Here is an 11,635-nt window from a genome sequence, read left to right on the forward strand (position 1 = left end):
TTGTTTGTGAACTTGGGGTCAGACCCCTTTTTAGCCTGCTGATTTGGTGCGTGAAGTTGGGGTCTGACCCCGCGGGGTCAGACCCCTTTTTCAAACTCGGAGTTAGACCCTTCTTCACACTTCGAGTCAGACCCCTTATTCAGATTGTCAGTTCGCCTTCCTGGATTTTTTTCTCGATGTTCAGGCGGGCGGCGTTGATGTGTCTTTTCATCAGAAATTCGGCGAGCTCACCGTCTCGCTGCGCAATCGCTTCGACGATACGGCGGTGTTCACCCAGCGCCCGATGGGGGCGACCGGTGGAGGTGCTTAACCGGTAACGGTACATCCGCACCATGTAGTAAAGATCACCCAGTAGCATCTGGGCCAGTTTGGTGTTGCGGCTGCCGGTGGCAACCCTGTGGTGAAAGTCGTAATCGCCTTCAGCCTGATAATAGGCCTGCCCCTGAGCTTCCTCAATCATCTGTTCGTGGGTGTCGAGGGTGCGCTGAAGGTCCGCAATTTCCTGGTCGGTCATGCGCTCGGCGGCCTGGCGTGCTGCCAGGCCCTCCATCACTTCCCGGATCCGGTAAAGTTCCATCAGTTCCGAAGCGCTCACCGAAACCACCTTTACTCCGGCGTGCGGGCGGCGCACCAGTAGTCCACGGGATTCGAGTCGGCCAAGGGCTTCCCTCAAGGGGCCACGGGTAAGATTGAATCGGGAGCAGAGTTCAACTTCGCCGATTTTCTCGCCGGGGATGAGATCGCCTTTCACAATAGCCGTTTGCAGACAATCAAAGGCTTCATCAGCGCGAGTGTAGGTTTGAATAATGGCTTCAGACATACTTTGTTAACAATATTGACCGTAGTTACCCAAAAACTACGCCTGAAACGAAGTATTGTCAACAATCCTTTGAGCTAAGACTGATTACTTGTTGACAAATGCAAGCTCATTTACCCAGTAACTCCCCCACCGCTCTCAGATTGCTGACGTGGTCACACAGGGTTTTGATGATCATCAGCACCACAAACAGGAAGCACCCGCCTGGGCCCAGGAGATGAAATACAGAGCCCCGTCGCTCTTTCTGTTTTTTTCCTGTTTTTCCATGGCTATGCCCTCTATTGCTCAGGCGGCGGCGTGTACTGATACGGCCAGGTGTCTGTCAGCACCTGGCCGTCCGGCTTCAATGGTTTCTGCCTAGCAAAGTGATGCGCCGGCCCCAGAAACTGTCTGGCGGAGCCTGCCAGGCAAGCTGGTGCAGTTCCGCCAGCGACTGCCTGTCTCGGAATAACTGGCTGAGTTCGCTTCGCGACAATGAGGCGGGGCCGTCGCTGCCACAGCGCGCCACCAGGGGCGCCAGCAGCTCCGCCCTTCTGGCGAGGCGGACCTTGCGGGCAAGCGCCTGATGGAGCCGGTTAAGCCGGGGCCGTACCACCGCAGCTTCCACCGCCGTTAACACTGATCCTCTACCGCCGTTGCGCCTGGCTGCACGGGCGTCTTCCAACACCTTAACGGGCACTCGTTCTTCCGGTATCAGCAGCATGCCCCAGGTTCGCAGCGCCTGACCTGCGCCCACCCGGCTCAGCAACACAGACGTGGGAGCTGCCAGTACCAGTGGAATAGCAACCGGCAATGACCAGAGGAAGAAGATGGGGTCCAGGCTCCAGGCAAAGGCGGACCAGCCTGCCGCGACCACCATTCCGGGAAGCTGGGTAACAAAGGCGTCCCGCCAGGAGGTCTCCTGTGTGCGGTTCTGTCCAGCCCAGCTCAGCGAAAGGTTCAACAGGGCGCCAATAACATAGCGGCTGTGAGCCATCATTCTTATAGGCGCGAGCAGGACCGAAACCACGATTTCAGCCAGCACACTGATAAACAGCCTCAAAACCCCGCCAAACTGCCTGGCAGTACCGTGAATAACCGCGTCCAGAATGGCCAGGAATTTCGGGATAAACAGCAGGGAAAGGGTGCTTAACGCAAGGCCGAGCGCCCATTCCGGTCGCCATTCCGGCCAGAGCGGGAACAAACCCTGATGCCCCTCCGGGAAGTAGTCGATTCTGGCGACTGTCATCTGTACGGCTTCCACGGTGGTCAGAATCAGGAACGCCAGCCAGAGGGGCGAAGCCAGATAGGCCATGACCCCGTTCAACAGAGCCATCCTGTGGGCCAGTCGAAGCCGGCGCCCGAACAGCAGAATCCACAAATGCTGGAGATTTCCCCGGGACCAGCGGTTGTCACGGGATAGTTCGTCCGACAGCGTTGGCGGAGACTCCTCGAAACTGTTGCCAAGGCCCGGCTCCAGCCAGACTTCGTAACCGGCCCTGCCCATGTAGGCCGCCTCCACAAAGTCGTGGCTCATGATGGGCCCCCGGAACAGGCCGAACCCACGCAGTTTGCGCAGGCCACAATGATCCATAAAGGATTTGATCCGGATAATGGCGTTGTGTCCCCAGAAAGCGGCGTCGCCCATCTGAATGGCGGCAAGACCAGTGGCAAACAGGGTGGAATAGAGGCGGTTGGAAAACTGCTGCACCCTGGCAAACAGTGACTCGCCGTTGATAATGGAGGGGGCGGTCTGCAGTATGCCAACCTTCGGCTCACGTTCCATCAGTTGCACCATGCGCACGATGGTGTCTGCGCTGAGCAGGCTGTCGGCATCAAGGACCACCATGTAACGATAGCGGCGGCCCCAGCGGCGCAGAAAATCCGCCACATTACCGCTCTTGAAGTTCAGGTTCACCCGGCGCCGGCGGTAAAACAGCCGCCCCTCTGCCCCAAGCTCCCGGCACAGCTGATACCAGGTGGCCTGCTCCTCAAGCCAGACATTCGGGTCGCGGCTGTCCGAGAGAATATGAAATTCGAACTGGTCCAGATGGCCGGAGCGTTCAAGGTCCTGATACACCGCCTTGAGCCCGCTGAGAGTCCAGTGCACGGGCTCGTGATAGACCGGCATGATAATGGCCGTTCGGGCCAACGGTGTCGCTTCCAGCTCCTTCCCGGCATGTCGCTTCAGCAGGCTGTGGCGATCACCACCCATCAGTCTGAGCAGAAAACCAAATACGGCCGTCCAGAAGCCAACGGCAATCCACATGTACAGCAGCGCAAACAGCACCAACAGCCCCAACTCGACCATGGTGCCCCCGTGGTAAGGTAAAACCCAGAGCAGAAAATAGCAGGCTGTAAGGGTTTGCCCCACCACGAAAATGGTCAGCAGCAGTCGCCTGAACGTAGCGACTCTTCGCCAACCACCGGAACGTCTCCGAGCCAGTGTGGCTTCCCTGTTGGCTATATCAGTCATAGCCGATGTGCCCGCGCTTCAGTGGTGGGCTGGCGTCCGGAATGCTCTCATGGGGACGCTCGAAATAACCGGGAATGCTGTCGATACACCGGGCGGGCAGGTCCGGCCCGGCGCCCTGAGCCATCGACATTTCCAGGAGGCGAAGGGCTTGCCTGCAGGCGTCTGTTGTCAATTCAACGCCATCGTCATCCAGGTAGGTAAGTACCCTTTCCAACGCTTGCTGACACAAGATCTCGGGCATGATCAGGGCTCCCTCCCTTCATGATCTGTTCTGAGTGGCCCTGGAAGCCTCGAACAACAGATAGGTCCAGACTTCCGTCAGGGGCTTGTCATCCAGCAGTAACTGGCCGCGAAGAACCGTATCCTTTCCTTTACCAGGCCGCACCAGCATGGACAGACGCCAGCTCTTGTCCGCCTCAATGAATTCGACATAATGCTCAATAATTTCAAAGCCTTCGCCACCGCCCCCTGCACTGACGTTGCTGATCACCGCCGCGTCCGGTTTGAGTTCTTCCAGTGGTCCGCCGGCAAAATCAACAATGATTCGGTAAGCATTCTCTGCGTCGCCGCCTCCGGTGCGGCTACCATCCCCCACGAACGTTTTCACCACCCGTCCGGTATCCTGACCAGCCACGTCACTGCTACCAAAGCTGAGCGTATAGGCAAATTGGTGGTGAGCGCCGGCACTCGCGTCTTCCCCCGGTTTCCAGAAAGCGACGATGTTGTCGTTGGTTTCAGAATTCGTGGGGATCTCTACCAGTACCACTTCCCCATTGGACCAGCTTGGCCGGGGTGATACCCAGGCGCTGGGACGCAGGTCGTAACGGGCTTCTGCGTCCTCAAACTGGTGGAAGGCCGTATCTCTCTGGATCAGTCCAAAGCCGCCCAGGCGATTCACCTGCAGGTAACTGAGGCGCAGGCGGGAGGGATTGATCAGGGGACGCCACAACCACTCGCCACTGCCCTCGTCGTGAATCAACACGCCGTCTGAGTCGTGAACCTGTGGCCGCCACTCCCCAACCGGACGCGCGGTATTTTCGCCGTAATAGAACATGGAAGTGAGTGGCGCAAGGCCCGGCTGTTCCACTGCATTCCGGAAAAACAGTTCGGCCGTGACGTCAATCCGGGTAGTGGGCCCGGGTTGTATATCAAAGCTGTAGGCGCCGGACACGCTTGGGCCATTCAGCAACCCGTATACCCGCATACGATCACTGCCGCCGCCGGGCCGCTCAAGCCAGAATTCAACGAATGAGGGAAACTCTTCGCCGGAGGGCAAGCCCGTGTTCACAGCAATGCCTCTGGCGGAGAGCCCGAACCGGTTACCCGCCCCGACTCCCCGGAAGTAACTTGCTCCGGCAAAAACCAGGAACTGGTTCTGCTCCGTTCCGTCGCCCAGAGGATAGGTAAGCTTGAAACCGGCGTGACCGAGATTGGCGGGTATTCGTTTGGCAAGGTCACTGTCGGGAAAGCTGTAGGCAGACTTGTCAAAAGGGATGGGCTCTACACCATCCGCGTCAATTTCGTTCAGTTGCACGGTGTGAGTGTAGAAATTGCCGGGTGGCACCATCATGACCTGAAAACGGGAACGACCTTCACGCCAGAGACTCGCCTCGGGATTGAACCGAATGGCCTGATAGTTCTGGTAATCCAGATCTCTGAGAAATCCCGGCACCTCGGGTGGCGGCTCATACTTGGCGTTGGCCAGGGCCCTGGCCTTGTCGACTACCTCCTCAAACTTAAAAGCCTGAGCGGTTCCGGTATAGAGAGAGCACTGCAACAAAAGCAGCGTGAGCAATCTTGTCCCTGAGCGCATGGTTCTCCAACCCCATTAACATTCCGTAGAATAGTAATGTAACACCAGCGGTCGAAACTTACTCAAGTGACAACTTCTTAAGACTCGGGGTCAGATCCCCATGGACAGCGAGATCCGCACGTCCGGATAATCGGGCATTGTCAGGGCCATGGTGGAGGCGCGGATCATCCGGCCCACGCTGACGTTGGCGGTAAAGGCCCGGCCCTGCATCTTCACCGAGACCTGACCGGCACTGGCGTTACCGTGGCGGGCTGTCTGGACCCCGTAATCGGGAACCCAGCCCTGCAACACGGCAAAGTTCACAGTGGACAATACGCCATCCACGAATGGCACGGGCCACGCGGGGCTGGCGGTATCGATTCGCAGCCAGCCGCCCCTGAACACAGAAACGGTCTGGCCATTGAATCCGGTGAGCATGGACGGGCCGGCGACCGTCAGGTATTCCGACGACGGGAGATCTTCATCCGCAAACTGATACCGTCCGTTCACCCGCCAGTTCCACTGGAACAGCTCCTGCTCAACAGAAGCGGACACGGCGATCTTGTAGAACTCCTTTTCATCTGCCATGTCATCATGCGACGGATAATCGGTTGCGAGGAATTCGCGGCCACTCAATGCCAGAATTCGGGTGTTGGCAACCAGGCCGGCTGCCAGTTCATGACCTCCGCTTGCCTCCAGGCCAATGGACGAAACCTGGTAACGCGATTCTGATACCAGGCTGTCTTGCTCAAAGAATACGCTGTCTCGCCCCCGATGCCGGGCGATGCCATCAAAGGCCATGCCAAACCGGGAGAACAGCGGTCTGCTCGCCCCCAGACCGAGCACACGGGATTTACTGCTGGCGTTAAAGCGGCTGCCAGCATTGCTGGCAGCGTACTCGTAACGAGAGCTCCCCGCCTCAATCCGCAACTGATTCGCCCCTGCCGGGAAGCGATAACGGAATGACGCGGCACTGGAATCGGTCTCGTTCCTATAGGATCGGGCATCACGGTAGTCGAATCCAATGGCATCACTCTGACCGAGCAGTCTGTCTGCGGCCACGCCCACAGAGCCATCGATGCCATCACTGTTCAGTTCCGTCTTGCCGGAAAACTTCAGCCGGGACCTCAACCAGTGTTCGCGCTCCTCCCGGAACGCGTCCACACTGCCGGCTAAATTGCTCGAATAGGGTTGCCAGCCGTTGCGGAGCCACGAGCCGCCGTCTTCGGCGTAGAGAGGCTGACTGACTACGCACCACAACAGTGCGGTTAAAAGTGGCGATTTCAATGTAATAAGGTCCTGCCAGATAGCGCCGGCCACAGCACGAAAGGAAAGCCGCTTAATCTAAATAACTTTTCATGCGGGGAATGTATTGTACCCGGGACGATAAATCCAGTTGCCGTTGCCAAAAATTACAAACTAAATATTCCAATAATACAGTATCTTACTGACGTATTTGCAAGTTTTTTCTATGCAAATCAATGCACAACCCCGAAGGTGACCGGGTGCCCTTTTTTACCAAACTTTACATTTCAGTACCGGGGCCTCCATTTAGGCCAACAACTTGGTTACACTTGGCACACTTAATGAGTCCCTTTCACGGACGACCGACTGGCAACAGGCGGTGACCCAAGCGAATATAAGGACAAGCGTTATGATCAAGAAGTGTCTGTTCCCTGTTGCCGGCTACGGCACCCGCTTTCTTCCGGCAACCAAGGCCATGCCCAAGGAGATCCTCCCGGTGGTGAACAAGCCGCTGGTGCAATACGGCGTCGAAGAAGCTGCGGAAGCGGGCATCCACGAGTTCGGCTTTGTAACCGGCCGGGGTAAACGGGCGATTGAAGATCATTTCGATATCAGCTATGAGCTTGAGCACCAGATTGCCGGTTCCGGTAAGGAAGACCTGCTGACCTCAATCCGTGACCTGATTGATCACAACACCTTCGCCTTTACCCGTCAGAATGAAATGAAGGGCCTGGGCCACGCGATCCTCACCGGCCGTAATCTGGTGGGCGACAGCCCGTTTGCGGTGGTTCTGGCAGACGACTTCTGCATCGGCCCCGAAGGGGAAGACGGTGTTCTGGCGCAGATGGTGAAGCTTTACAACCAGTTCCGTTGCTCTATCGTTGCCATTGAAGAGGTACCTGCGGACGAAACCCACAAATACGGTGTGATTGCCGGCGAATCCATGAAGGATGGGCTTTACCGGATCACCGACATGGTTGAGAAGCCGGCTCCGGACGACGCGCCCAGCAACCTGGCCATTATCGGCCGGTACATTCTGACACCGGACATTTTCGACATTATCGAGCAAACACCGGCTGGCAAGAACGGCGAAGTACAGATTACCGACGCTCTGCTGGAGCAGGCCAAAAACGGTTGTGTACTGGCCTATCAGTTCAAGGGCCGCCGTTTTGACTGCGGCAGTATCGACGGCTTTGTGGAAGCCACCAACTACGTGTACGAGAACATTTACAAGAAAGGTAAGTAAAAGCTCCGGGCCGGATCAGCGGCCCAGGATCTGAAGAATCATTCGCCGGTTTTCCGCGGTTGTCCTGCGGAACCGGCGAAGCAGTTCCACCTCTTCCGCTGTCAGTTGCACCCGCTCAAGCTCTTCCTCCAGCTCATTCAGCGACAACAGCAGATCATCGCTTTTATCGAGGGCAATCCCGGGCAGTTCAAGTTGCCCGTCGTATCCAGGCTTCTCTGGCTCCCAGTGCCGAATGGGTTGCAAGTGCTGCATGTCCATGTACCTCGTCATTCAAACCAGGACCCCAGCCCCGGTAAATGCCCTGCGAAGTGAATCAATCCAGAAATGTAACGCACAAACCGCTTGGCGCACAATCTGCCTGTACCGGATATGGCACTGCCAGCGCCGGGCACTGCCAAAGCGGTCGTGAAACTCAACGGCCCGGGAATGTGACCCGCTGCTCAATCCGGGCAGATTCTGTTACATAAACCGGCCAGAATTTTGGCGTGCACCGCAAAGCCCGTTATGTTTAGGGGCACAGGAACAAAACAACAAAGAGACCTGATGCATGGCCCGAAAGGCGTTGCTGCTTCTGACACTGGTGTCCACCAGCGTGGTCGGGATGGGGTATATCCTGTCTGACGAGAATCGCTCTGCGTTTCGATGGTTGACCACCCTGGCCACCGGAGCGTCCTCCGCGCCTGCGGGGAAAGCCGCCTCCACCGCCCCTGCCGTTTTACCCTCCATTGACCAGGCGCCGGAGCCACCCTCAGACAACGCCCTTGGCTTTATGCTGGCCGGTATTGCCGAGCAGTACGAACAGTCTACTCGCTACCCTGCCTGGTCCGTCCCGCTCAGCAAAGCACAGGCGAAGGCCTACCAGGGCAATCGCTACGAGCCGGTCAGCCTTCCGCTGGAGGGTGAAGGGCAATTTACCGTCACGCTTGAGAAATACCGGTTCACCCGGGGCGAGACGATTCTTGTCGCCGCCGCCATCCAGAGCGCCCAGGTTGTTGGCCGCTCGCTCACGGCAACTCTTGAAAAGCCGGACAGCCGGGAGGCTGTTGCCAGTGCCACCCTGGAGCAAGCCGGTTCGGCGGGCTATTTCGAGGGGACGCTGGAGGCAAGCGAGGAGGAGCCCGGAGAATACCGCCTGATCGTAGAGGCACGCCTGGACGGGCGGCCCGTTCGTCACGCATCACCGCTTACCATCGAGCCTTATCTCGGCGATTTCGGGGGGCTCGGTGAGCCCCACGTGAGTAACAACAATCTGATCATTCCGGTTAGGTTCTCGCCCGAAGAGCCCGGCTTCTACGCGCTCTCTGCCCAGCTGTATTCCGGTCAGCGGCCTGTTGCCCAGTTGCAGATGGAGCAGCGGCTGGACGGCACATCGGACACCATCAACCTCAAAGCCCACGGCACCGTGTTGGCCAACGAGACTGAGACCGGTCAGCTCCAGCTGCGCCACATCCAGATACGCCAGCTGCCCGCCAGGCCCGGCGACCGGACCAACTATGCGTTTGGGCCCGAGAAAGGCTACGTATTCACACCCCCGGATCTCGACAACCTAACCGATACGCCGGCGGTAAATCCCGAATCGGAACAACGGGCGGCGCTGCTCCGGCAGCTTGCCGACAAGTTCTGATGACAGGGCCCCGGCCCTGCACCGGCTGACCCCGGGTTGTACCGCCGAAACCGGCGGAGAAGCGTCTTTTCACAACAACAACTCAGCAAAGACGGAGCTAGCATGACAACAACAAAGATCGGAAGTGCCTGCAAAGCGGCCCTGGCGGTCGCCATCACCGGCAGCCTGTTTGCCGGCACCGCCCAGGCCCGGTTGGCCGGGCACAATGTAATCCTGGTGCACGGCTTCCAGCAGGAAGACCTGGCCAACCCGCCGGCAAACCTCCAGGACGTCAAAAATGCCGGCGAGGACTACTGGCGAACCTTCTGGCTGTCCCGTGCCGAAGCCCGTATAGACTGGGGCAGCAACGGGCGCATTGAGGGTGGCATTGCCCAGCAGGCCTATGAGCAAATGCGACAGATCAGCCAACAGGGCCTGTGTAATGACTATTGTGTCATCGTCTCTCACTCCACCGGCGATCTGGTTACCCGCTACCTGCTGGAAAACCAGGCCCGCTGGCTTCAGTCCGAAGGCCTGCAACCCCTGAAAATCCTGGCAGCCCTGGACTATTCAGGCGCCGGAGGTGGTACCGAACTGGCGAACCTCGCCATGAGTCTTGCCTATAACAACAGCTGGTACAACTGGCCCCTGCGGGCAGCTGTGGAGGCGTTCACCGGCATTGAACCTGAACCGGGCAAACTGGGTGTGGTGAACGATCTGCAAACCAACACGGCCCGCAACCTGGCCGTGGGCCCGAATTCGATTCCGCGGTTGCGTTTTGTGGCGGGTGGTTCCTCCTACGGTGGCATCACCAAGCCATTTATCGCCGGAACCGACGACGGAGTGGTGCCTACACATTCGGCCTGCGGTGCCACCACGGCGGAAGGGATCGATTCCTGCTCTTCGAGCCTCAGCCTCGCTGGTAAAGTCACCAGCCAGAATGGTCCTGATGGGCTGTACTACAACCACTACCCGGTGTTGATGAACGAGGGCGTCACCCACAGCGGTGTGCTCGGGTCCGAGACCGGGAACATTTCGGTGCCGGTGGTGAACAACACCACGCTGAATGGCCTGCGGGTGGATTTCGCCAGCCGTACCTACAATCAACGGGCCTGGTGGCAATGGTGGGGGTCCGGTGACCGGTATATTGAGGTTCCGGGTTCAGACCAGACCGACATGTCCAACCTTGTGTACAGCACCCTCAACAACTAAAGCCACTGAAACAGCGGTTCAATCAGGAACACTGCGGCTCAGGGACGAGCCTTTTCGGTCTCGGTAGTTTTCCCATCTTTTCTTTTTAGTTCGCAAACTATACATTGGTGCGCTTCCCACTGACTCTCCGGTTGCCGGCAAAGCGATTACCCGATGTCTGACGCGCACAAATCCGATCTGTTACTGGTTGTTGTTACCCTGTTTGCCGCCATCAGCTGGATGTTTTCCAAAGAAGCGGTTCTGCTGATGCCTCCGCTGATGTTTATGGCAGCCAGATTCCTGATTGCCGGCGGGATACTCGCTTTCTTTGCCCGCCGCTCCCTGATGGCCCTCAGTCTGGATCAGATCCGCCGCAGTATCGGTGTGGGCCTGGTGTTCGGCACGGCCATGACCTTCTGGGTGATGGGTCTGTTTCATGGCACCAGCCTGGGTGAAGGCGCGTTTCTGACCAGCCTGGGCGTTGTTATTGTGCCCATCATTGCCCGGCTGGTATTTCAGGAAGCGCAGCCACCAAGCACCTGGCTGGCAATACCCATCGCCGTTGGCGGTCTTGCCCTACTCTCGCTGAAAAACGGTTTTCGGCCGGAAGCAGGCCAGATCTTCTTCGTGATGGCGGCAACCATCTTCGCCCTGTATTTCACCCTCAACACCCGGGCTGCCAACCGGAGAACAGTGGTGAACCGGCTTGGCGAAACCGTGGAAAAGCACCGGGTGCCCGCCCTGCCCCTGACCGCCCTGGCACTGCTCACAGTCGGCCTGCTGACCCTCGTGGAATCCATGATTCTTGAGCAGTGGCAGCCCACCCTGAGCGAGCCGGACCCTCTGCTGATCTGGTGGGTTATGGCCAGCGCGGTGATAGGTACCGCCGGACGTTTCCTGATCCAGACCTACGCCCAGAGCCTGTCCGCAAACAGCCATGGTGTCGTTATTCTTGTTCTGGAGCCGGTATGGGTGGCATTGTTCGCTGCAGGCTGGTTCGATGAGACCATGACCCGTATCCAACTCGGTGGATGCGGCCTGATCTTCGCGGCACTTATCGTGAACCGGTGGGCGGTGCTGAGCAAAGCCATCAAGGAAAAGCTGCGGAGCCGGAAAACCACATAAAAGTGGTTGACCAGCATCGGAGGAATCAGTATATTTCGTCCCCGTTGCAGGACACAGGACCATAGCTCAGTTGGTTAGAGCGCTACCTTGACATGGTAGAGGTCCCCAGTTCGAATCTGGGTGGTCCTACCAATTTTCAACAAGTTACGTTGATCCTGCAG

Annotated in this window: 10 protein-coding genes and 1 tRNA gene; 5 read left to right on the top strand and 6 right to left on the bottom strand. The window is 58.0% G+C overall.

The genetic code is table 11. From position 1 onward, the window contains the following. Nucleotides 1–139: 139 nt before the first annotated feature. From D0851_RS03275 to D0851_RS03295, 5 genes are all read right to left on the bottom strand, one after another. A complete protein-coding gene (locus tag D0851_RS03275) occupies nucleotides 140–820 on the bottom strand; it encodes a GntR family transcriptional regulator (protein ID WP_117617340.1) in 681 nt (226 codons plus the stop codon). A 340-nt stretch (nucleotides 821–1,160) separates the two neighbouring features. Next, on the bottom strand, nucleotides 1,161–3,272 hold the full coding sequence (gene mdoH / locus D0851_RS03280; RefSeq protein ID WP_117617341.1) for a glucans biosynthesis glucosyltransferase MdoH: 2,112 nt from the start codon (nucleotides 3,270–3,272) through the stop codon (nucleotides 1,161–1,163). Beyond that, on the bottom strand, nucleotides 3,265–3,513 hold the full coding sequence (locus D0851_RS03285; RefSeq protein ID WP_117617342.1) for a hypothetical protein: 249 nt from the start codon (nucleotides 3,511–3,513) through the stop codon (nucleotides 3,265–3,267). The genes mdoH and D0851_RS03285 overlap by 8 nt, the downstream gene beginning before the upstream one ends. 18 nt (nucleotides 3,514–3,531) lie before the next feature. Then, nucleotides 3,532–5,085: a glucan biosynthesis protein G gene (locus D0851_RS03290; protein ID WP_117617343.1), complete on the bottom strand. Its 1,554-nt coding sequence runs from the start codon at nucleotides 5,083–5,085 to the stop codon at nucleotides 3,532–3,534. A gap of 90 nt (nucleotides 5,086–5,175) precedes the next feature. Beyond that, a complete protein-coding gene (locus D0851_RS03295; protein ID WP_117617344.1) occupies nucleotides 5,176–6,351 on the bottom strand; it encodes a ShlB/FhaC/HecB family hemolysin secretion/activation protein in 1,176 nt (391 codons plus the stop codon). A gap of 367 nt (nucleotides 6,352–6,718) precedes the next feature. On the opposite strand from D0851_RS03295, the gene galU reads away from it, so the two are divergent. Further along, nucleotides 6,719–7,555 carry a UTP--glucose-1-phosphate uridylyltransferase GalU gene (gene galU / locus D0851_RS03300; protein WP_117617345.1) on the top strand — a complete coding sequence of 279 codons (837 nt, stop codon included), beginning with the start codon at nucleotides 6,719–6,721 and terminating at the stop codon, nucleotides 7,553–7,555. Nucleotides 7,556–7,570: 15 nt separating this feature from the next. Here galU and D0851_RS03305 read toward each other — a convergent pair whose 3' ends face one another. Then, nucleotides 7,571–7,825, bottom strand: a complete 255-nt coding sequence (locus D0851_RS03305) for a hypothetical protein (RefSeq protein WP_227539430.1) — start codon at nucleotides 7,823–7,825, stop codon at nucleotides 7,571–7,573. A gap of 277 nt (nucleotides 7,826–8,102) precedes the next feature. Here D0851_RS03305 and D0851_RS03310 point away from each other — a divergent pair, with 277 nt between their 5' ends. From D0851_RS03310 to D0851_RS03325, 4 genes are all read left to right on the top strand, one after another. Then, nucleotides 8,103–9,179: a hypothetical protein gene (locus tag D0851_RS03310; protein WP_117617347.1), complete on the top strand. Its 1,077-nt coding sequence runs from the start codon at nucleotides 8,103–8,105 to the stop codon at nucleotides 9,177–9,179. Between the two features lie 102 nt (nucleotides 9,180–9,281). After that, the gene (locus D0851_RS03315) at nucleotides 9,282–10,370 is read left to right on the top strand and encodes a hypothetical protein (RefSeq protein ID WP_117617348.1); all 1,089 of its coding nucleotides are present in this window, start codon (nucleotides 9,282–9,284) and stop codon (nucleotides 10,368–10,370) included. A gap of 153 nt (nucleotides 10,371–10,523) precedes the next feature. Further along, nucleotides 10,524–11,474, top strand: a complete 951-nt coding sequence (locus D0851_RS03320; protein WP_117617349.1) for a DMT family transporter — start codon at nucleotides 10,524–10,526, stop codon at nucleotides 11,472–11,474. 55 nt (nucleotides 11,475–11,529) lie between these two features. Next, nucleotides 11,530–11,606, top strand: a tRNA-Val gene (locus tag D0851_RS03325). Nucleotides 11,607–11,635 lie beyond the last annotated feature (29 nt).

This window comes from Marinobacter sp. Arc7-DN-1 (assembly GCF_003441595.1).
Classification (GTDB): Bacteria; Pseudomonadota; Gammaproteobacteria; order Pseudomonadales; family Oleiphilaceae; genus Marinobacter; species Marinobacter metalliresistant.

Excerpts from the sequence above, each read along its gene's own strand:
- mdoH (WP_117617341.1), bottom strand. The coding sequence starts at position 3,272 with ATGACTGATATAGCCAACAGGGAAGCCACACTGGCTCGGAGACGTTCC.
- D0851_RS03285 (WP_117617342.1), bottom strand. The coding sequence starts at position 3,513 with ATGCCCGAGATCTTGTGTCAGCAAGCGTTGGAAAGGGTACTTACCTAC.
- D0851_RS03275 (WP_117617340.1), bottom strand. The coding sequence starts at position 820 with ATGTCTGAAGCCATTATTCAAACCTACACTCGCGCTGATGAAGCCTTT.
- D0851_RS03305 (WP_227539430.1), bottom strand. The coding sequence starts at position 7,825 with ATGACGAGGTACATGGACATGCAGCACTTGCAACCCATTCGGCACTGG.
- galU (WP_117617345.1), top strand. The coding sequence starts at position 6,719 with ATGATCAAGAAGTGTCTGTTCCCTGTTGCCGGCTACGGCACCCGCTTT.
- D0851_RS03315 (WP_117617348.1), top strand. The coding sequence starts at position 9,282 with ATGACAACAACAAAGATCGGAAGTGCCTGCAAAGCGGCCCTGGCGGTC.
- D0851_RS03290 (WP_117617343.1), bottom strand. The coding sequence starts at position 5,085 with ATGCGCTCAGGGACAAGATTGCTCACGCTGCTTTTGTTGCAGTGCTCT.
- D0851_RS03310 (WP_117617347.1), top strand. The coding sequence starts at position 8,103 with ATGGCCCGAAAGGCGTTGCTGCTTCTGACACTGGTGTCCACCAGCGTG.
- D0851_RS03320 (WP_117617349.1), top strand. The coding sequence starts at position 10,524 with ATGTCTGACGCGCACAAATCCGATCTGTTACTGGTTGTTGTTACCCTG.